Consider the following 19189-nt stretch of genomic DNA (forward strand, 5'->3'; position numbering starts at 1 on the left):
CACGCTGGAAGCCGACTCGGCGGATCGGCGGCGCCCCGCAGGTGCGACGAGACGAGCACCGGAGAGGCGTCGCGTGCCCCATGCGGGCCCCGCACGACAGCTACATCCGCCTTCCGTGGATTTGCCGGCGTCGCCGACCATCTAGATCTTTTTGCGGAGAAAGGACGATCTCGCATGCAGTACCGCACGCTCGGCCGGACCGGTATCAAGGTCAGCCCCTATGCGCTCGGCGCATTGATGTTCGCCACGTCCATCGGCAACGCCGACCCCGACGACTCGGCCCGCATCATCCACAGGGCGCTGGACGCGGGAATCAACGTCATCGACACCGCCGACGCGTACGGCGACTCCGAAGAGGTCGTCGGCAAGGCGCTCAAGGGGCGACGGGACAACGTCGTCCTCGCGACCAAGGTGAGCCGCCCGATGGGTGACGACCCCAATCAACAGGGCGCCTCGCGGCGCTGGATCGTGACCGCGGTCGAGAACTCGCTGCGCCGCCTGCAGACCGACCACATCGACCTCTACCAGATCCACCGGCCGGACCCCGCCACGGACGTCGAGGAGACGCTTTCCGCGCTATCTGACCTGATCCACAGCGGGAAAGTCCGTGCGATCGGGACGTCCGCGATGCCGGCGTCCGACATCATCGAAGCCCAGTGGGTCGCCGAGCGGCGCGGTCTGGAACGCTTCCACACGGAGCAGCCGCCGTACTCGCTGCTCAACCGCGGCATCGAACGCGAGGTGCTGCCGGTCGCTCAGCGCTATCGGGTGGGCACGCTGGTGTGGGGTCCGCTCGGGCAGGGGCTGCTCACGGGGCGCGTCCGCAAGGGGCGGCAGAACGAACTCCGCCGCGCCGGCCTGGTCAAGCACCTGAACGACGAGCGCCGTCTCGACGCCGTCGAGCAGTTCATCTCGCTCGCCGAGGAGGCGGGCCTGCCGCTGACCCACCTCGCCATGGCGTTCGCGATCGCTCATCCCCGCGTGACCAGCGCGATCGTCGGGCCGCGCACGATGAGCCACCTCGACGACCTTCTCGCCGGCATCGACGTGGCACTCACCGACGACGTCCTCGACCGGATCGACGAGATCGTCCCGCCCGGCACCGACGTCGGCAGGCTCGACCAGGCATACGTGCCGCCGGCTCTCCAGCAGGAGAGCCTCCGCCGCCGACCCATCAGCGAACGCACCGCCGCCTGACGCGTCCCGCCACCGACGGCAGGACCGCCGACCGGTCCGGGTCGCCGCTTCGCCGTGCCGCGCGGCGGCCCGGACAGCCGGGGGCTCCCGAGACCGGCGACCGAGGAGGAGCACCTCACGGCCATGATGCTGCGAGGCGGACCGAGATCGCGCCTCGTCTTGGCCGGTTCATCGATGTCCCGAGACCCACACGACGGCGAATGCCTTATTGGGGCTACTCGTGTCCGGTGAACATGTTGATCAGGCCCTGAGGTGCGTTGTCGCCGAACATGAGCTCGTGGAGGCGGACGGCTTCGGTGGCCTCCGCGGCGCTGCGGGGGAACAGGGCCCGCTCGTATTCGGTGAGCGCGGCCTCGACGTCGTCGGGGTGCGCGGCGATGGCCTTGCCGAGTTCGGCGCCGTCGTACATGGCCAGGTTGGCGCCTTCGCCGGACGGGGGCATGAGGTGGGCGGCATCGCCGAGCAGGGTCACCCCCGGCACCCGATCCCACTGGTGCTCGATCGGCAGAGCGTTGATGGGGCGCAGGACCGGTGCGGTCTCACCGTCGGTGATCAGCGCGGTGAGCTCCGGTGCCCAGCCGTCGAACTCCTGCGCGATCCGCGCGGCGGCCGTGGCGGAATCGGGGAAAACGATACCGGCGAACCAGTCCTGCGGCTTGCGGAGCGCCACGTAGGTGTGGAGGGTCCCGCCGCTCTCCCGGTGAGCCTGGATCCCCTTCCCCGGCGCGAGCGCGAACAGCGATCCGCCGCCGACCGCTTTCGCGCTGGCAGGGTGCCGGGTGTCGCCGTCGAGCAGGTAGGTCTCGATGAACGATATGCCGGCGTACTCGGGTGTGGCGTCGGAGAGCAGCGGCCGGACCCGTGACCACGCGCCGTCCGCGCCGACCAGCAGGCTCGTGACGACGGTGGTGCCGTCGGCGAAGGTCACCTCGTGGCGACCGTCGCCGAGGGCACGGACACTGCCGGCCTTGTGGCCCCACCGGACGGTGCCGGCCGGTAGTGAGTCGAGCAGGATCTGTCGCAGCTCGCCGCGTTGCACCTCGGGGCGTCCACCCGTGCCGTCGTCGGCTTCGTCGAGCAGAACGGCCCCGTCCGGGGCGAGGACCCGTATCGCCTCGCGGCCCTCAAGGATGAGGCCGTGGAACTCGTCGATCAGGCCCGCCGCCTGGAGAGCCGGTTGGCCGTTGTTGTCGTGGATGTCGAGCATCCCGCCCTGCGCGCGCGCCGTCGGGGAGGGCTCCGCCTCGTAGACGGTCGCCGGGATGCCGTGGACGTGCAGGACGCGGGCCAGTGTGAGTCCGCCGAGGCCGGCGCCGATGATCGTGACGGGGGTGTGCATGGTGGCCCCTCTCGGGATCGAGGCCGCCGGGTGAGGCCCGGCGGACCATCTCTGGAATGTTGTTCCAGTCGCCATGTTGGAACAACGTTCCAGACATGTCAAAATGGTGGCATGGCATCACGGACGCGCAAGTCGGAGCGGCGTACAGAGGCGCTCACCCGCGAGCGCATCCTCGAGGCTGCCGTCGAGCTGCTCGACGCGACCGGTGAGGGCGGGCTGACGTTCCGGGCGCTGACCGAGCGCCTTGTCACCGGGCCCGGGGCGATCTATTGGCATGTGGCGAACAAGGGCGAGCTACTCGACGCCGCGACCGACACCGTCGTCGCCGCCGCTCTGGCCATCGAGCCCGCCGAGTCTGCGGACTCGCCGCAGGGGGAGATCCGCGCCGTCGCGCTCGGCCTGTTCGACGCGATCGACGAACACCCGTGGCTCGCCGCGCAGCTCGCTACGCAGCTCTCCCGCAGCCCCTGGGGGGCGGTGGCGCCGCGGATCCTCGAAAGCATCGGTCGGCAGGTCCGTGCCCTGGGTGTGCCCGAGGGCAGCCAGTTCACAGCGACCTCCGCGTTGATGCACTACATCCTCGGCGCCGCCGGCCAGAACGCCGCAAACGGCCGCGTACTCGGCCCTGGCGTGGATCGCAGCGAGTTCCTCGACGCCACGTCGAGGGCGTGGAAAGAGCTCGACCCCGACGACTTCCCGTTCACCCGGGCCGTCGCGGACCAGATGCGCGCCCATGACGATCAGGCGGAGTTCCTCGCAGGGATCGATCTCATCCTCGCCGGCATCACAGCGGTCCACCCGCCCACCACGTAGCCACCTCGATCGGGCCCTCCGCTCCCGAACCATGTCGAGACGGAAGGTGCCGTACGGGTCGATGTTCGACCAGAACAGCGCGGTCAGGCCGCGTCGGTCCTCGTTGGTGAGTACGCGACCAGGGTTGGATGTCAGGCGCGGCGGGCGGCCCAGACGGTGCGTTCGGTGCGCAGGGCAAGGTCGTTGCGGCGCAGGATGCTGTGTGGGCTGTCGGTGTCGAGGAGTTCGTCGAGCGCGGCGAGATCCTCGGGGTCAAGTTCCGCTGCGGCGGCGCCGCGGATGCGCTGGAGACCTCCGTGGGCGTAGCGGCCGATCGCGTCACCGCGGTCGCCTTCGATGTTCACGGTGATGGTGCGGTCGCCTTCGACGGAAAATCCGGCGGTGGTCAGCATCGGTCCCCAGTCGGCTCCGCGGTGGGGTAGGTGTTCGGCCTGGAGGCTGTCGGTCGCGGTGTGGCAGCGCTCTTCGAGGCCGGGCCTGTTCTCGGGGGCGTCCTCTGGCAGGAAGCGGGGAAAGCCCGACAGCTCGATGACGGCGAACAGGCCGCCGGGTGCGAGCAGTTCGTGGACGTTGCGCAGGACCCGGTCGGGGTCGGTCATGTGGTGCATCGAGGCCGAGGCCCACACCAGGTCCGGTGTGCCGAGGTCGGGCCATTCGGTGGCGTCGAGGTCGGCCTGCACGGTGTGCACGCGTTCCTGCACGCCGCGGGCGCAAGCCTTCTCGCGCAGGTGCTGGAGGTGTCCGGCCGAGGTGTCGACGGCGGTGACGTGCGCCTCGGGAAAACGGTCGAGGAGGGCGAAGGTCCCCGCTCCCGTGCCGCAGCCCAGGTCCACGATCTGGCGGGGGTCGGTCTTCAGCGGGAGCCACGCGGTGATGGAGGCCATGTGCTCGGCCAGGACCTCAGCGTCCAGGTCGAGGATCTCTGCCTGGCCGCCGTCGCTGTGCTCGTGGTGGTGGCCGTGCTGCTGGTGGGCTTGGGTCATACCGGCACCGTAGGACAGTCATGCGCGTGCGGCACGACCTCTTTCCGCTAACGCAAGAAAATGCCCCGATGTGCTGCCTGACATGCAAGATCACGCGATGTTCGGCTTCGCCGGGCGAGCCGCACGGTCAGTCGCTGTTGCCCTGCGCGTCGCGGTCGAGGCCCTCTTTCTGGTGGCCGCGGCGGGCGTCGCGGTCGAAGATGCCCAGGATCTCGCATGGACCACCTTCGGCGCCGATGGCGTGCGGCATCATCGTGGGGAACTCGGCGGCCTGGTTGGTCTCGATGCGGAAGCGGCGGTGGCCGAGCATGAGAACGGCGGTGCCGGACAGGACGACGAGCCATTCGCGGCCAGGGTGGGCGCGCATGCGGGCGGGGTTGTCCGGGGGCGGTTCGGTCATTCGCTGGCGCACGACGCTCATGCCGGGGTCACCCTTGACGGGCCAGCGCATCCGGCCGTGGGCGCCGTCGATCATCGGGCTGGTGACGACATCGTCGGCGGCCGTCTCGACGAGCTGGTCGAGGGTGGTGTCCAGGGCGCGGGCGAGGGTGACGAGCTGGTCCAGGGCGAGGCGGCGCTGACCGTTCTCGATCCGGCTCAGCGAGGACTGGCTGAGGTTCGCGCGAGTGGCCAGTTCCTCCAGGGACCAGCCCTGCGCGACCCGCAAAGCGCGGATCCGCTTGCGTACGAGGCTGTCCAGCTCTCCATCTTCTTGCTTCATAGGCAACATGGTATGCCCTTGATGCAAGTTGGGGTTAGCGTCGTTCGTAGACCGTCCGGAACGACGAGGACCGCTTACGAAGAAAGGGGTGGTGCCATGTCTGAGGCAACGTCCGCGTACACGAGCGACGCACACCGCAACATCCGCGTCATCGACACTCCGGTCCAGGAAGTCACCGGCACCACCGAGATTCCGGGCGTGTGGGTGGCCGGAAACGCCACCGACCTCACGGCCCAGGTCGACGCCTCCGCCGCAGCCGGGACGCTGGCGGGCTCCCACATCAACGCCCTGTTGGCCACCGCGGACACCGATGCGGCCCTCGCCGCAGCGCAGGGCGACATCGCCATCGCCTGACTCGCCCTTCTTCAGCCGCTGAACCCGACGCGCGAGCGCAGCCGGCGCTGCGCGCGGCGGCCAGCCCACACCTTCACGGCGACCGGCCCTACTCCGGCGCTGACTTCGCATGCCCTTTTTGAGAGGAAACGATGAGTACGAACCAGCCCGCCCCGGGGGCAGCCGAACACGCAAGAGGCGAAGGCACGCCGGACGCACGCCAGCTGCGCACGATCTTGATCGCCGTCTCGATCGCGCTGATGGCCGTCATCGCCTCGGTGTCCGGGCTGAACGTCGCCCAGACCCACATGGCGGTGGAGTTCAGCGCCTCACAGAGCACCATCTTGTGGATCATCAACACCTACACCCTCGCCTTGGCCGCGCTGCTGCTCCCCCTCGGAGCGATCGGTGACCGCCTGGGCCGCAAGCCCACGCTGATCGCCGGGCTGGGCGTCTTCGGCGTCGCGAGCGTCGCGGCGGGTCTGGCCCCGACGGCCGAGGTAATGATCGCCGCGCGCCTGGTCAGCGGTATCGGCGCGGCAATGATCATGCCGATCACCCTGGCCGTCATCACCTCCACCTTCCCCGAAGAGCAGCGGGGCAAGGCGATCGGGGTGTGGACCGGTGTCGCCGGAGGCGGCGGCATTCTGGGCATGTTCCTCTCCGCGCTCCTTGTCGACGTCGCCGACTGGCGCTGGCTGTTCGTCCTGCCGGTGGCCCTGGTCGTCGTGGCCCTGGCCATGACGCTGAGGTCGGTTCCCAACTCCCGTGAGAGGTCCGGCCACGCGTTCGACACCGTCGGCGCGCTGATCTCCGCCGTCGCCGTGGTGGGGCTCATCTTCGTCCTGCAGGAGGGCCCCGAGCGCGGCTGGACTGCCGCTGTGACGCTGATCAGCCTCGCTGTCGGCCTCATCGCCGGCATCGGCTTCGTCGTCTGGGAGCTGCGCCGCCGCGATGCCTCCCTGCTCGACGTGCGTCTGTTCCGTGAGCGCGGCCTGGCCGGAGGGTCGATCACGCTGCTGGTCGTCTTCGGCGTGCAGGCGGGTATCGCCGTGGTCCTCTTTCCCTTCTTCCAGGCTGTCCTGGACTGGTCCGGTCTGCTGTCCACGGTCGCGATGATGCCCATGGCCGTCATGATGATGATGACCTCCGGCCTGGCCCCCACGCTCGCCGCCCGTATCGGCGCCCGCTCGACGATGGCCACCGGAATCGCGCTGGCCGCCCTCGGTCTGGCCCTCATGGCCATGTTCGTCTCCGTCGACGGCGGATATCTGTCCATCCTGCCCGGCATGCTCGCCATGGGCACCGGCATGGGCCTGTCGATGACGCCTTCCACCGAGGCCATCACCAGCTCCCTGTCGCGCGAGAAGCAGGGCGTGGCCTCCGCCCTCAACGACGTCACCCGCGAACTCGGCACCGCACTGGGCGTCGCCATGCTCGGCGCGCTCCTGTCCGCCGGTTACCGCAACGCCATCGACGACAGGCTCGACGGCATCCCGCGGGGTGCCGCAGACACCGCACGCGAAGGCATCGCCAACGCCGCCGAGGTGGCGCCCAGCACCGGCTCGCACGCACAGAGCCTGCTTCATGCCGCCCAGCAGTCCTTCGTCGACGGATGGCAGCAGGCCATGTGGTCAGGCGTCGCCGTCATGGGCGCACTCTTCGTCTACGTCGCCCTGCGCGGCCCGAAGAAGACCACCCCCGCAGCACCCTCTCACGATGCAGAGGCCAGCGAGCCCGCCCCCGCCCGATGACCGTCCAAGCTCGTCGTCCGCCCGGCCACCGGGTACAACTTGGATCATCTCGAGCAGGTCGGACGTCGAGCGCACGTCGCCGAAGGAACGGTAGACGGTGTGCAGCGTGGCGTTGTGGTCCCGATCGCATCGTGCCGCGTTGGCATCCGCGACCAGGATGACCCGCAGTCCGAGAGTGGCGGCGTCGCGAGCGGAGGACTCGCAGCACACGTTAGTGACGGTTCCACTGATCAGAACGGTGTCGACCCCGCGCTCTTCCAGCAGTCCCGGAAGGACACAACGGCCGGGGAAGAACGCGCTGGGAGCGGATTTCTCCACCAGCACATCACCGGGACGGACCACCAGTTCCGGCCACAGCCGCTCGGGCAGTGGCCCCGTCCCGCCGGACGCGCGGTAGGCCTCGGCTGTCTCCGGCCCGAAGAACTCATCGAGCACCGGCGTCCTTTCGCCGACTGCGGGAAGGACCCAGGCGACCGTACCGCCCGCTCCTCGAAGGGCATCGGCGATGCGGCCGATATTCGGCACGATGCCGCGGCAGTACGGGTTCTCGGACACGAAGAACGGCACCATGTCGATCACCACGAGCGCGGTGCGGGTCGGGACGAGGTTCACGAACGCGAACCGGCGGCCACGGCGAGCCTCATGCCGGGCGTACTCCCGAGGATCGATCCACCACTGGTGCTGCCACGCCTCGGCATCCAACGGCAAGGCTCCCCCTGATCCGCGTAAGGCGTCATCACCCGCGCACGATCGTGGCAGGGCCCCCGCAGGTCTCGCATCACTTTCACTGAGCCGGCATCAGATGCGGCGAGCCGGGACACCTTGCTGGGGCCGTGAACCGCGGGCCTCTGCCCGCGAATGGTTGATAACAGTCATTCTCATTCACTCATCGAGTGTCACATCATTGAGTTGTGGCCAACGTGAAACGAGTTTCGAGTATCGCAAAACGAATCCTGCTAGTGTTTCCCCGTGACTGACGCCTTGACCAGTGCCGGAGAGTCCACGCCGGACGGCGACACCGCCGTCGGCTCCTCCCCCGCTCCCCCGCCAGGTTCCGGCGGTCGGCAGGAGGACGCCGACGCGGCGAGCCGGGAACCGGAGGAGGCGGCCCCGCACGGGAGGTGCCAGGTGTGCCGGTCCCCTCTGCCCGAGCCGGTTCGCCGCCCCGACGGCCGCTACAAGGGCGGCCGGCGCCGCCTGTACTGCCCGCCGCCCAAGGACTGCAAGGAACGCGCCCAGGCCATGCGCGACGCCCGCCTCGCCGAGGCGCTCAGCGACCCGTTGCGGCTGGTGGCGGCGGTGGCCGAGGAGGCCGTCCCGGCGATGACCGAGACCCAGGCGGTCCTGGCCAAGGCCATCGAGGGCTTCGCGGCCATCACCGGTGTCACCACCGCGCAGGTCGCCGAGGCCAAGGCCGAGGTGGAATCCGCTCGTCAGGAGGCCGAGGCCGCGCGCCGCCACGCCGATCAGGCCGAGGAACGGGCCACCCAGGCGGAGGCCCGTAGTGACCAGGACCGGGCGGCACGTGCCGACGCCGAACAGGCGGCCGCCCAGGCGCATACCGAGGCGGCGCAGACCAAGCAGCAGGCCGCCGAGACGATCGCCGCCCACCGGCAGGCCGCCGTGAACGCCGAACGCGCGGCCGCGTTGGCCCGCCAGGCCGAACAGTCCCTGGCCGTGCGACTGGAGGCGGCCACCGACGACTTGGAGGAAGAACGACAGGCCCGCGAGCAGCTCACCGCCCGGCTGGCCCAGTGCCGCGCCGAACTGGCTGCGGCGCAATCCGCGACTCAGGCCGCCCAGGGCGACGCGCGAGCCGCCTGGCAGCGCGTCGAGGCCGCCGAACGCCAGGCCGCCGAGGCCCAGCAGAAGGCCGCGGCGATGGCCGCGCTCAACGACCGCGCCGAGCGGGACGGCCGGGCACTGACGCTGCAGGTCGAGGAGCTACGGCGCGAGGCCGAACGCGCGCGCGCCGAGGTCCATCGCCTGGCCGCGGAGAGCGAGGCACTGCGCGATGACCGGGACGCCGCCAGGGCCGACGCCGCGGCCCAGCGCGAGCGCGCCGCCCAAGCCGAACTGCAGGCCCGGGCCGTACGCGAAGAACTGGCCGCGCGTGATCGGCCCACCGGCGACGACGGGACCCCGTCGACGGAGGAGTCGGCCGGTCGGTGACGAACCTGTCATGAGGTACGCGTGCTGACGCTCGCCCAGGTCAGTGGGTCGATCTCGAGGTTCTCGAGACGTCCTCGATCTCGTGCGGTCAGCTGTCGCGGTCATTGCGTGGGTCGGCGGGCCTGTCTTACTTCGCGGTCGATCGCCCAGGCGTCCGCGACCGGGCCCATGTGCCCGAGCTTGTCGGGGTTGATCACCAGGCGGATCGTCTGGATCTGCCCGTCGAGTACGTCGAGCGCCAGGGTGTGGAGCACCTTGCCGTCCCGGTCGCGGAAGATCGCGCCCGGCTGGCCGTTGACCTCGTGCGGCTCGAACGTCACGTCGACCCGGGCGATCCGGGGGAAGACGGAGGCGAGCAGCCGGGCGACGTTCTCGGCGCCGATGACGGCCCTGGCCAGCTGCGGGGCCTTGCCGCCGCCGTCACCGACCATCGATACGTCGGCGGAGAGCAGGTTCCGCAGGCCGGCGACGTCGCCTTCGCGGAGGGCGTCGAAGAACCGTGACGCCAGTGCCTCCCGCTCTTCGCGGTCCGCTTCGAAGCGGGGCCGGCCTGCGGCCATATGGCGCCGCGCTCGCACCGCCAGCTGGCGGCACGCCGCCTCCGTGCGCCCCACCGCCGACGCGACCTCGGGAAAGCCGAAGTCGAACACCTCCCGCAGTACGAAGACCGCTCGCTCGAGCGGGCTGAGCCGCTCGAGCAGCAACAGGGCCGCCATCGACACCGAGTCGGCCAGCTCCGCCGACCGCGCTGGATCCTCATAAGGGTCGGCGAGTAGCGGCTCGGGGAACCATGGCCCGACGTACTCCTCCCGCCGGACGCGAGCCGAGCGCAGCACGTCGATCGAGATCCGGGTCACCACGGCCGACAGGTAGGCCTTGGCCGACCTGGGTTGTGTCGGGGCGGCTTCAAAACGCAGCCAGGCCTCCTGGACCGCGTCCTCGGCCTCGCTCACGCTGCCCAGGATCCGGTAGGCGATCGAGAACAGCAGCGGCCGCAACTCCTGGAACTCCTCGGTCCTGCTCACTGGTGCACCATCCTTGTCCCGGTAGCTGTGAGGCTGCCGACGCACTCGAGGTGCCGCCGGCCGAGTTCCCGCTTGGCCTTGGAGCCGGCGGAGCCACGCTCCTCGGTCATCATCGTCATCGCCATGTCCCGAAGCCGCCCCACGCGATGAACGCCGCGAGCGCGAGATAGATCAGGTTAAGCACCACGAACGTGGATTCGCCGCGGCGGCCGTGGGTGATCATCGCGCCGACCATCAGCAGGATCCAGCAGACGGCGGTCACCGGCATGAGTACCGGTGCGACGTCGAGCGCGGCGGGCAGGATCAGGCCGGCCGCGGCCAGGAGCTCGAGGACGCCGAGGGTCTTGACGAAGCCGACGCCGGCGTCTCCGGTCCATCCCCCACCGTGGAACGCGGCCAATTTCTCCTTGGGCACGAAAGTCTTGCTGATGCCGCCGCTCAGGGCCACTACGGCCAGGAGCCCGGCAGCGATCCACAGCGCGAGGTTCATCATCCACTCCTTGATCGAGGATTGCCTGCACCCCGTACGACGAGACAGCAGCCCCCGCCTGTGACATCTCCTGAACTGGAGGAGGTCGCCGCGGTAGGCGCGCAGGGTTTGGGAGGAGGTCGGGTTCGGCGTCGTCGCTTCCGGCCGGGAGCACCGGCTCTGGTGCCGTTGTGGTGAGAGACGCCGACGCGGAGGACGACGATGGGGCGGATCAAGAAGCGGCGTGTACAGCGGGATGCCCGCCGCCGGCCCGGGGCCCGGCCGCTCGCGGCCGAGGTCCCTCCGTTCCTGGAGGCGGAGATCCTTCGCCCAGAACATGAAACAGACTCTCGCAACCGGTCATTTGTGAGAAGTCGGCGACGGGCCTGAGAGGGAGGCAGTCTGCGCGGGCACACTCTCCAGCCGCGCCGTGCCACTCACATCGTCGCGATCACACTGTTCTCACCGGATTCTTGGCGGGGTGCGGTGTCGATGTCGTGTCCGGAGCAGGACGATCCGCGGCTCCGCTCGAGTGCTGCGGGTCAGGGCTGGTCGCCCACGAGAGCGATTGCGCGCGTCTCGGGAACTCCCAGCATCAGCAGGCTCGTGATCGTCGCCGCTCGGGCGCCGAGGGTCCCGTTCGACAGGTCGCTGTCCGCGATGGCGAACACGACGCCGTAGGCAACCTGGCTCAGAATGCCCGCCGACAGGTGCTGTGCGAACACGTCGGTGTCCTGGCCCCGTTTCACGAGGTCGGCGAGGAGTTCGTCGACTGGCCCGAGCAGGCCGTGGATCGCCTCGCCGTACTCGCCACGGCGCAGCGCCAGCAGCACTCGGTACCGGTGCGCCACCGGCCAGAGGCGGGCGATGAATTCGGCCCACGCCGCGTCCGCTTCTGCGTCGGAGGCGTTGACTTCGGTGAGCACGGCTGTCATCTCGGTGACGGCCCGTTCCGTGAGTGTCCGAACCAGGTCGAGGCGCGAGGGGAAATGACCATAGACGGTGCGACGGACGACGCCGGCAGCGGAGGCGATGTCGCCCATGCCGGCGTCGGGGTTCTCTCCCAGCACGTCGAGGGCGACGTCGAGGATGCGATCGCGTGTCTCGTTCATCGAGCGCACACGGGAGGACTCGGTGGGCACGACACCATTGTTGCACACCAGTGTGCAGTGAAGTAGATTGCACACTGGTGTGCAACGGAGAGTTGCGCTGCGCTTCGAAGCCCAGGAGAAGAAGGCAATGACCGCACCGACGCCGCCGACCTCGGTTCTCGTCCGCCCGTTCACCGTCTCGATCCCGGATTCGGAGATCGACGACGTGAAGCAGCGACTGGCCAGGACTCGATGGCCGGATCCGGAAACGGTGGGCGACTGGTCGCAAGGGGTTCGCGTAGAGAACGCCAGATCTCTGGTCGACTACTGGGAGCGCGGCTACGACTGGCGGCGCTTCGAGTCCGAGCTCAATCGCTTCCCCCAATTCCTGACCGAGATTGATGGGCTGGACATCCACTTCATCCATGTCAGGTCCAAGAATCCCAACGCGATGCCGCTGGTACTCACGCACGGATGGCCGGGCTCGATCGTCGAGTTCCTGAAGCTGATCGGCCCGCTGACCGATCCGGTTTCGTTCGGAGGAGACGCCGCCGATTCATTCGACGTCGTCGTCCCGTCGCTCCCCGGGTTCGGGTTCTCCCAGAAGCCCACGGAGACCGGGTGGACTGTATCGCGCATCGCAAGCGCGTGGGTGGAGCTGATGAAGCGTCTCGGCTACACAAGATGGGCCGCGCAAGGCGGCGATTGGGGTGCCGTCGTCACCACCGCCCTCGGGGCCATGCAACCTGAGGGGCTTCTCGGAATTCATCTGAACACCCAGTACGCCTTTCCCGCACAGATACCCGACACCTTGTCGCCCGAACAGCGCTACGCCGTGGAGGCCCTCGCCCTCTACACCGGCGATCTCGGTGGGTCGAACCACCTTCAGCGCACGAAGCCGGAGACTGTCGGATTCGCCCTGGCGGACTCTCCCGCTGGTCAGGCAGCCTGGATCTACGAGAAGTTCCAGTCCAAGACCGACAACCACGGGCTCGCCGAGGACGCCCTCAGCATGGACGACATGCTCGACGCGATATCCCTCTACTGGTTCACCAACAGCGCAGCGTCGTCCGGCCGCATCTACTGGGAGAACAAATCGGCCACTCTCGCCGGCCCGAAGCTGACGCTTCCGGTCGCGGTGACCGTCTTCCCGAGGGACATCCCACGCCTGCCACGAAGCTGGATCGAAGACACCTACAGCAATCTGATCCACTACGGCGAGGCCGACAAGGGCGGGCACTTCGCGGCCTTGGAACAGCCCGAGATCCTGGTCAGCGAAATCCGCACCGGCCTGCGCACCCTTCGTTCCTGACGCCAACGCGCGAGCTCAGGAGCGCACGCGTATCACTCGGGCTTCACTGAATCGACCAAAGGCGCTGGGGGTGCAGCATGCCTTATCAAAGGCGTGAGGTCCATCACGTTTCCGGGGGCCGAGTTTCTGGTGGAATCTCGCGACGAGGGGCTCTACCTCCTCGAAACGTACGAGACGCTCGACAACCGTCTTGGCCTCAACATCAGTGAGCCGTGGTGCAGGGCGAGCATCGAGGTCTCGGCGTGCTCCTTGTCCGGGCCGGTCAGGGCGCCCTCCTTGCCGTAGTGCAGCACGGTGTTCGCGCTGTTCCAGTTCTCCACGACCTGGAGCCCGCCATGGATCTCCCGGCGCAGGTCGGGGCTGGCGAGATAGTCGCAGGCGAAGATGGTGCGTACGGTGCGGCCCAGTTCTTCGAGCGCAGCGTAGGTGGTGTGCTTGGGACCGCCGCGGGTGAAACGCCGCAGGACCTGCTCGGCCTCGGCGGTGCCGAGGCGGAGCGCGGTGGCGTACTTGACCATCTGGTCGTACTGCTGCGCGATCAGCTCCCAGCGGATCGGCCGGGTCAGCGAGCCGCCGAGCGCCGGCCAGCCGGGCGGAGTGTCGTCCGGGCGGTACAGACGGATGCTGCTGATGTTCTTCAACCTTGGCAGCAGGCGGAAGTTGAGCAGCTCGGTGAAGGCGAACCCGACGACGCTCGCGCCGTGGGTGTCGACGTAGTTGGACTCGATCTCGGCGTCCGTGCAGTGCCGCAGCAGGCCCTCGATCAGCACGTGCCGCAGCGCGGCCTCGCTCTCGCCGTGCTCGCCGGTCGCCACGATGGCACGGATGCCCATGTTCGTGCCCAGCGCGAAGAGGGCCAGCAGGAGGCGGCGCTGGAGGACGGCGCTCGATGCGCTCGTACGCGGCCACCGAGGAGAACTCCTCGGTGAAACCGGTGAGGAAGTCGGCGTTCTTCAGCACGTCCAGGAGGTCGAGGACGCCCCAGCGACGTGCGACCTCCTCCTTGAGCGCCGCCAGGCCGGTGGGCTCGGCCAGCGGCTCCAGCTTGGGCACGGTGATCCATGGCTCGCCCTTGCGGATGGTGACTTTCACCCCGCCCGCCGAGCCGTCCGCGAGCGCGCCGGACAGCCGGTCCAGGCCCGCGGTCACCGAGCAGCTCAGCCAGCGCTACCTGCTCGGACTGGCAGAAGCACGAGTGAAGACCGCGCCGCCCCTTATCGTGCTGCACCGTCTCACGGAGATCGTCTTCGATCGCAAGCTCAGCCACCGCTTCGCCGTCCAGCTCACCACGGTCCTCACGCCGGCAGTTCTCGACGGCCTTGACCTGCTCTTCGCTCGCCTGCGAGGCGCAGGAGCAATCACCGTGGTGGACCCCGCCTGGTGTCGCCGGGTCTACCTCGCCCTTCTGCACGAGGTCCACGACCTGCCAGCGGACTCTCCGGCCCTGGCCTCCTCGGCCACCGGAGACGAGACCGATGCAAAGGTCAACCTGCTCGTCCGGACTGCGCTCGGCGCGCTGGGCGGCAGCCGCGACACGACAGCCCTCTCACTCAACAGCTAGGACTGTGACCGCACAGGTTCGGTGCTCTTCCGCCGTCTTCCGGTCGTCACTCGGAGGGCCGACCCTCCCCGCAGGCCGACCCTGGCGCCAGAGCGCCAGGGCTGATGCTGCCTCCAGCCTTCCGATGGTCAGTCGCTACTGGCCGTTCCGATCATCCTCATGGGCCTTTTCGGTTGCTCAGGCGAAATCAGTTGGCGGGCTTGCCGAACCAGCGGGAGAGGTGGTCGTCCAGGTCCTGCTGATCGTCGCCGATCCAGGCGACGTGGCCGTCGGGGCGTAGCAGGACGCACGGAACATCCAGTACCGCAGTGGGATCCGCGAGGTAATCGACCCGGTCTGACCAGCCGCCGACGGTCAGGCGTTGGGTGCGGTCCAGCAGCAGGCCGCGGCCGCGATGCAGCAGACCGTAGAGGTGGCCCTGTTTCACGTCGATGTCGCGCATACGGCGGCCGAGCAGGTCGGGGCCTGCGCCGAAGTCGTAGCGGATGCCGATCGCGGTGATCTTCTCGATCAGATAGCGGTTCACCTCGTCGAAGTCCATCAGTTCGGTGAGCAGCCTGCGCACGGCCTGCGGGCCCGGTTCGGTGGACAGCAGTTCCATCTGGGCGCGGGTGTTGTCCAGCACGTCCTCGGCGACCGGATGACGTTCGGCCTGGTAGGTGTCCAGCAGTGTTTCCGGCGCCCAGCCGCGGATCTGTGCGGCCAGTTTCCAGCCGAGGTTGAATGCGTCCTGAACGCCCAGGTTGAGGCCCTGTCCGCCGGTGGGTGGATGGACGTGTGCCGCATCGCCGGCCAGCAGCACCCGCCCGACCCGATAACGTTCGGCCAGCCGGGTGGCATCCCCGAAGCGGGACAACCAGCGCGGCGAGTGCACGCCGAAATCGGTTCCGGCGATGGTGCGCAACTGTTGTTTGAAATCCTCGAGGGTGGCCGGTTCCGCGCGATCGCTGACTCCCGCGACGGGGACTACGACCTGATAGACCCCTTCGCCGAAGGACCTGAGCCAGAATCGCTTATTGGTCTCGCGGATTTCGGCCACCTTGGCGGCGATCTCCTCCTGCGGCACACCCGCTTCCATCTCGCCCATCAGCGTCTCGGACCGTGAGGGCTCGCCGGGGAAGCCGACGCCGAGCAGTTTGCGCACCGTACTGCGCCCGCCGTCACAGCCGACGAGATAGCGTGAACGCAGCCGTTCCCCGTTGGCCAGCTCGACGGTCACGCCCTCGTCGTCCTGCTCGAAATCGGCCACCGCACAACCGCGCCGGACCTGCGCACCCAGTTCGATCGCATGTTCTTCGAGCAGGTGATCGATGCTCGGCTGCGGGATGCCCAGCACATAGGCGTGCGCGGAATCCAGGCCCTTGGGCGCGGGTTTGGTGATGGCGGCGAAGAGACCGCCGGCCGGACGCTGTCTTCCGTGTTCGAGAATGCGCTCCAGCAGTCCGCGCATTGCCATCAGCTCGAGACTGCGAATATGCAGACCGACTATGCGGACGAACGACACGGGCTCGGTTTCCTTCTCCAGAACGAGTACCCGCACATCGTGCAGCCGCAGTTCGGCGGCCAGCGTCGCACCGGTCGGCCCGCACCCGGCAATGATCACGTCGAACATGAGGGGCGCGCGATCGGCACCGGAGGCCGGCGACCAGGGTCCGGGGACGTCGCCCACGGTGAAGTCGCGCTCGGCCATATCGTTCGACGACGGCTCGGCGGTGAACTGAGAGTGCATAGGTGTTGCCTTTCGGGAGTGCCCTTGTTGGCGAGGCACTCCCGGCGACACCTATGTCAATCGCCCGACCGTGACGGGAAGAGGGAGCACCCACATCGATACAGCGTTCATGGGTCTCACCTCCTCGGGCGGTGTCACGGTCAACTGCAAGCTACAAGCCCGAGCATCACGCCGTCCAATCCTTACCGCGACGGCGTGCGGAATCGGTGCCGCCCTGCTACTGGCCCTACTGTTCGCGCAGGCTGGCCCCGCCATCGCCGGCCGCGACCAGGCCGTCGGCACCTCATGTGCCGACGTAGGCCGCGAGGTGCTCGCCGGTGAGGGTGGAGCGGGCGGCGACGAGGTCGGCGGGTGTGCCCTCGAAGACGATCCGGCCGCCGTCGTGGCCGGCGCCTGGGCCGAGGTCGATGATCCAGTCGGCGTGTGCCATGACCGCCTGGTGGTGCTCGATGACGATGACCGACTTGCCGGACTCGACGAGCCGGTCGAGCAGGCCGAGCAGCTGTTCGACGTCGGCGAGGTGGAGGCCGGTGGTCGGCTCGTCGAGGACGTAGACGCCGCCGTTGGCGGCCATGTGGGTGGCCAGCTTGAGCCGCTGCCGCTCGCCGCCGGACAGCGTGGTGAGCGGCTGGCCGAGGGTGAGGTAGCCGAGCCCGACGTCGGCGAGCCGGTCGAGGATGGCGTGCGCGGCCGGCGTGTGCGCCTCGCCGGCGCCGAAGAACTTTTCGGCCTCGGTCACCGACATCGCGAGCACCTCGCTGATGTCGCGGCCGCCGAGGTGGTACTCCAGCACCGATGCCTGGAACCGCTTCCCTTCGCACTCCTCGCAGGTGGTGGCGACGCCGGCCATCATCGCCAGGTCGGTGTAGATGACGCCGGCGCCGTTGCAGGTGGGGCAGGCGCCCTCGGAGTTGGCGCTGAACAGCGCCGGCTTCACGCCGTTGGCCTTGGCGAACGCCTTGCGGATCGGTTCGAGCAGTCCGGTGTAGGTCGCCGGGTTGCTCCGCCGCGAGCCGCGGATCGCGCCCTGGTCGATCGACACCACTCCGTCCCGTCCGGACACCGAGCCGTGGATCAGCGAACTCTTGCCCGAGCCCGCAACCCCGGTCACGACGACCAGCACACCGAGCGGGATGTCGACGTCGACGTGCTGCAGGTTGTGGGTGCCGGCGCCGCGTACCTCCAGAACTCCCGACGGTGTCCGCATCGACGGCTTCAGACTGGCCCGGTCGTCCAGGTGCCGTCCGGTCATCGTGCCGCTGGCCCGCAGACCGTCGACGGTGCCCTCGAAGACCACCTCGCCACCGGCGGTGCCGGCGCGGGGACCGAGGTCGACGACGTGGTCGGCGATCGCGATCACCTCCGGCTTGTGCTCGACGACGAGCACGGTGTTGCCCTTGTCCCGCAGCCGCAGCAGCAAGTCGTTCATCCGCTGGATGTCGTGCGGGTGCAGACCGATCGTCGGCTCGTCGAAGACGTACGTCACGTCGGTGAGCGACGACCCGAGATGGCGGATCATCTTGGTGCGCTGCGCCTCCCCGCCCGACAGCGTGCCCGACGGCCGATCGAGCGAGAGGTAGCCCAGCCCGATCTCCACGAACGAGTCGAGGGAGTGCTGCAGCTTCGCGAGCAGCGGCGCCATCGACGGCTCGTCCAGGCTTCGCACCCACGAGGCCAGGTCGTTGATCTGCATCGCGCAGGCGTCGGCGATGCTGATCCCCTTGATCTTCGACGACCGGGCGGTCTCGCTGAGCCGGGTGCCGCCGCATTCGGGACAGTCGGTGAAGGTGACCGCCCGCTCCACGAACGCCCGGATGTGCGGCTGCAGCGCGTTGACGTCCTTGGACAGGAACGACTTCTGGACCCGCGGGACCAGGCCCTCGTACGTGGCGTTGATCCCCTTCATCTTGACCTTGACCGGTTCCCGGTGCAGGAAGTCGTGCAGCTCTTCCTTGGTGAAGTCGCGGATCGGCTTGTCGGGGTCGAGGAAACCGGACTCCGTGAACGACCGCACCATCCAGCCGTCCGCCTTGTAGCCGGGGACGGTGATCGCGCCCTCGGCGAGCGACTTGGAGTCGTCGTACAGCTGGGACAGGTCGATGTCGGTCACCGACCCCATGCCCTCGCAGCGCGGACACATGCCGCCGGTGATGGTGAACTCGCGCCGCTCCTTCATGGTCTTCCCGCCGCGCTCGAGTGTGACCGCACCCGCCCCGCTGATCGAGGCGACGTTGAAGGAGAACGCCTGGGCCGAGCCGATGTGCGGCTGCCCGAGCCGGCTGAACAGGATGCGCAGCATCGCGTTGGCGTCGGTGACGGTGCCCACCGTGGAGCGGGAGTTCGCGCCCATCCGCTCCTGGTCGACGATGATCGCCGTGGTCAGCCCATCGAGCACGTCGACCTCAGGGCGCCCCAGCGTCGGCATGAAACCCTGCACGAAGGCGCTGTAGGTCTCGTTGATCAGCCGCTGCGACTCCGCGGCGATCGTGCCGAACACCAGCGAGCTCTTGCCCGAGCCGGATACGCCGGTGAACACCGTCAGCCGGCGCTTCGGGATCTCGACGCTGACGTCCTTGAGGTTGTTCTCCCGCGCGCCCTGCACGCGGATCAGATCGTGGCTGTCGGCAACGTGCGGCGCAGGCGGCTGTGTATCCGTCCTCGGGGCCATGCTCATCGTGTCTCCATCTGTC

Annotated in this window: 17 protein-coding genes; 7 read left to right on the plus strand and 10 right to left on the minus strand. The window is 68.8% G+C overall.

Features of this window, described 5'->3' with window-relative positions; all coding sequences use genetic code 11:
* The first annotated feature begins 174 nt into the window (after nt 1-174).
* On the plus strand, nt 175-1197 hold the full coding sequence (locus ABEA24_RS06660; RefSeq protein WP_345429769.1) for an aldo/keto reductase: 1023 nt from the start codon (nt 175-177) through the stop codon (nt 1195-1197).
* Between the two features lie 214 nt (nt 1198-1411).
* On the opposite strand, the gene ABEA24_RS06665 is transcribed toward ABEA24_RS06660, so the two are convergent.
* Entirely contained in the window at nt 1412-2536 is a 1125-nt protein-coding gene (locus tag ABEA24_RS06665) for an FAD-dependent oxidoreductase (RefSeq protein WP_345429770.1), read from the minus strand.
* Nucleotides 2537-2647: 111 nt separating this feature from the next.
* On the opposite strand from ABEA24_RS06665, the gene ABEA24_RS06670 reads away from it, so the two are divergent.
* Complete coding sequence (locus ABEA24_RS06670; protein WP_345429771.1) at nt 2648-3349, plus strand: TetR/AcrR family transcriptional regulator; 702 nt, start codon at nt 2648-2650, stop codon at nt 3347-3349.
* Nucleotides 3350-3480: 131 nt separating this feature from the next.
* On the opposite strand, the gene ABEA24_RS06675 is transcribed toward ABEA24_RS06670, so the two are convergent.
* Nucleotides 3481-4332: a class I SAM-dependent methyltransferase gene (locus ABEA24_RS06675; protein ID WP_345429772.1), complete on the minus strand. Its 852-nt coding sequence runs from the start codon at nt 4330-4332 to the stop codon at nt 3481-3483.
* Nucleotides 4333-4459: 127 nt separating this feature from the next.
* On the minus strand, nt 4460-5053 hold the full coding sequence (locus tag ABEA24_RS06680) for a helix-turn-helix domain-containing protein (protein WP_345429773.1): 594 nt from the start codon (nt 5051-5053) through the stop codon (nt 4460-4462).
* Nucleotides 5054-5149: 96 nt separating this feature from the next.
* On the opposite strand from ABEA24_RS06680, the gene ABEA24_RS06685 reads away from it, so the two are divergent.
* Together ABEA24_RS06685 and ABEA24_RS06690 are read left to right on the plus strand one after the other, a co-directional pair.
* Nucleotides 5150-5407: a hypothetical protein gene (locus tag ABEA24_RS06685; RefSeq protein WP_345429774.1), complete on the plus strand. Its 258-nt coding sequence runs from the start codon at nt 5150-5152 to the stop codon at nt 5405-5407.
* A 131-nt stretch (nt 5408-5538) separates the two neighbouring features.
* Complete coding sequence (locus ABEA24_RS06690; RefSeq protein WP_345429775.1) at nt 5539-7140, plus strand: MFS transporter; 1602 nt, start codon at nt 5539-5541, stop codon at nt 7138-7140.
* Here ABEA24_RS06690 and ABEA24_RS06695 read toward each other — a convergent pair.
* The gene (locus ABEA24_RS06695) at nt 7021-7752 is read right to left on the minus strand and encodes an isochorismatase family protein (protein ID WP_345429776.1); all 732 of its coding nucleotides are present in this window, start codon (nt 7750-7752) and stop codon (nt 7021-7023) included. The two genes, ABEA24_RS06690 and ABEA24_RS06695, sit on opposite strands and share 120 nt — an antisense overlap.
* A 357-nt stretch (nt 7753-8109) precedes the next feature.
* On the opposite strand from ABEA24_RS06695, the gene ABEA24_RS06700 reads away from it, so the two are divergent.
* Entirely contained in the window at nt 8110-9312 is a 1203-nt protein-coding gene (locus ABEA24_RS06700; RefSeq protein WP_345429777.1) for a coiled-coil domain-containing protein, read from the plus strand.
* A 101-nt stretch (nt 9313-9413) separates the two neighbouring features.
* Here the strand turns inward: ABEA24_RS06700 and ABEA24_RS06705 are convergent, their stop codons facing one another.
* From ABEA24_RS06705 to ABEA24_RS06715, 3 genes are all read right to left on the minus strand, one after another.
* The gene (locus tag ABEA24_RS06705; protein ID WP_345429778.1) at nt 9414-10337 is read right to left on the minus strand and encodes an RNA polymerase sigma-70 factor; all 924 of its coding nucleotides are present in this window, start codon (nt 10335-10337) and stop codon (nt 9414-9416) included.
* A 115-nt stretch (nt 10338-10452) separates the two neighbouring features.
* Nucleotides 10453-10827 carry a DoxX family protein gene (locus ABEA24_RS06710; RefSeq protein ID WP_345429779.1) on the minus strand — a complete coding sequence of 125 codons (375 nt, stop codon included), beginning with the start codon at nt 10825-10827 and terminating at the stop codon, nt 10453-10455.
* 521 nt (nt 10828-11348) lie between these two features.
* Complete coding sequence (locus ABEA24_RS06715) at nt 11349-11948, minus strand: TetR/AcrR family transcriptional regulator (RefSeq protein WP_345429780.1); 600 nt, start codon at nt 11946-11948, stop codon at nt 11349-11351.
* 97 nt (nt 11949-12045) lie between these two features.
* Here ABEA24_RS06715 and ABEA24_RS06720 point away from each other — a divergent pair, with 97 nt between their 5' ends.
* Nucleotides 12046-13209 (plus strand): epoxide hydrolase family protein, encoded by a 1164-nt coding sequence (locus tag ABEA24_RS06720; protein ID WP_345429781.1) that lies wholly within the window; start codon nt 12046-12048, stop codon nt 13207-13209.
* 152 nt (nt 13210-13361) lie between these two features.
* Here ABEA24_RS06720 and ABEA24_RS06725 read toward each other — a convergent pair whose 3' ends face one another.
* On the minus strand, nt 13362-14042 hold the full coding sequence (locus tag ABEA24_RS06725; RefSeq protein WP_345429782.1) for a Tn3 family transposase: 681 nt from the start codon (nt 14040-14042) through the stop codon (nt 13362-13364).
* A gap of 212 nt (nt 14043-14254) precedes the next feature.
* Here ABEA24_RS06725 and ABEA24_RS06730 point away from each other — a divergent pair, with 212 nt between their 5' ends.
* Nucleotides 14255-14770, plus strand: coding sequence for a hypothetical protein (locus ABEA24_RS06730; protein ID WP_345429783.1), 516 nt, complete (start codon nt 14255-14257; stop codon nt 14768-14770).
* A gap of 187 nt (nt 14771-14957) precedes the next feature.
* On the opposite strand, the gene rox is transcribed toward ABEA24_RS06730, so the two are convergent.
* The gene (gene rox, locus ABEA24_RS06735; RefSeq protein ID WP_345430625.1) at nt 14958-16382 is read right to left on the minus strand and encodes a rifampin monooxygenase; all 1425 of its coding nucleotides are present in this window, start codon (nt 16380-16382) and stop codon (nt 14958-14960) included.
* Nucleotides 16383-16782: 400 nt separating this feature from the next.
* A complete protein-coding gene (locus ABEA24_RS06740) occupies nt 16783-19173 on the minus strand; it encodes an ATP-binding cassette domain-containing protein (protein ID WP_345429784.1) in 2391 nt (796 codons plus the stop codon).
* Nucleotides 19174-19189: the final 16 nt, after the last annotated feature.

This window comes from Actinoallomurus vinaceus (assembly GCF_039542055.1).
Lineage (GTDB): Bacteria > Actinomycetota > Actinomycetes > Streptosporangiales > Streptosporangiaceae > Actinoallomurus > Actinoallomurus vinaceus.

Bases quoted from the DNA above. Each gene is read 5' to 3' on its own strand.
- ABEA24_RS06660 (WP_345429769.1), top strand. From the start codon at position 175: ATGCAGTACCGCACGCTCGGCCGGACCGGTATCAAGGTCAGCCCCTAT.
- ABEA24_RS06665 (WP_345429770.1), bottom strand. From the start codon at position 2,536: ATGCACACCCCCGTCACGATCATCGGCGCCGGCCTCGGCGGACTCACA.
- ABEA24_RS06670 (WP_345429771.1), top strand. From the start codon at position 2,648: ATGGCATCACGGACGCGCAAGTCGGAGCGGCGTACAGAGGCGCTCACC.
- ABEA24_RS06675 (WP_345429772.1), bottom strand. From the start codon at position 4,332: ATGACCCAAGCCCACCAGCAGCACGGCCACCACCACGAGCACAGCGAC.
- ABEA24_RS06680 (WP_345429773.1), bottom strand. From the start codon at position 5,053: ATGAAGCAAGAAGATGGAGAGCTGGACAGCCTCGTACGCAAGCGGATC.
- ABEA24_RS06685 (WP_345429774.1), top strand. From the start codon at position 5,150: ATGTCTGAGGCAACGTCCGCGTACACGAGCGACGCACACCGCAACATC.
- ABEA24_RS06690 (WP_345429775.1), top strand. From the start codon at position 5,539: ATGAGTACGAACCAGCCCGCCCCGGGGGCAGCCGAACACGCAAGAGGC.
- ABEA24_RS06710 (WP_345429779.1), bottom strand. From the start codon at position 10,827: ATGAACCTCGCGCTGTGGATCGCTGCCGGGCTCCTGGCCGTAGTGGCC.
- ABEA24_RS06720 (WP_345429781.1), top strand. From the start codon at position 12,046: ATGACCGCACCGACGCCGCCGACCTCGGTTCTCGTCCGCCCGTTCACC.
- ABEA24_RS06725 (WP_345429782.1), bottom strand. From the start codon at position 14,042: ATGGGCATCCGTGCCATCGTGGCGACCGGCGAGCACGGCGAGAGCGAG.
- rox (WP_345430625.1), bottom strand. From the start codon at position 16,382: ATGTTCGACGTGATCATTGCCGGGTGCGGGCCGACCGGTGCGACGCTG.
- ABEA24_RS06740 (WP_345429784.1), bottom strand. From the start codon at position 19,173: ATGAGCATGGCCCCGAGGACGGATACACAGCCGCCTGCGCCGCACGTT.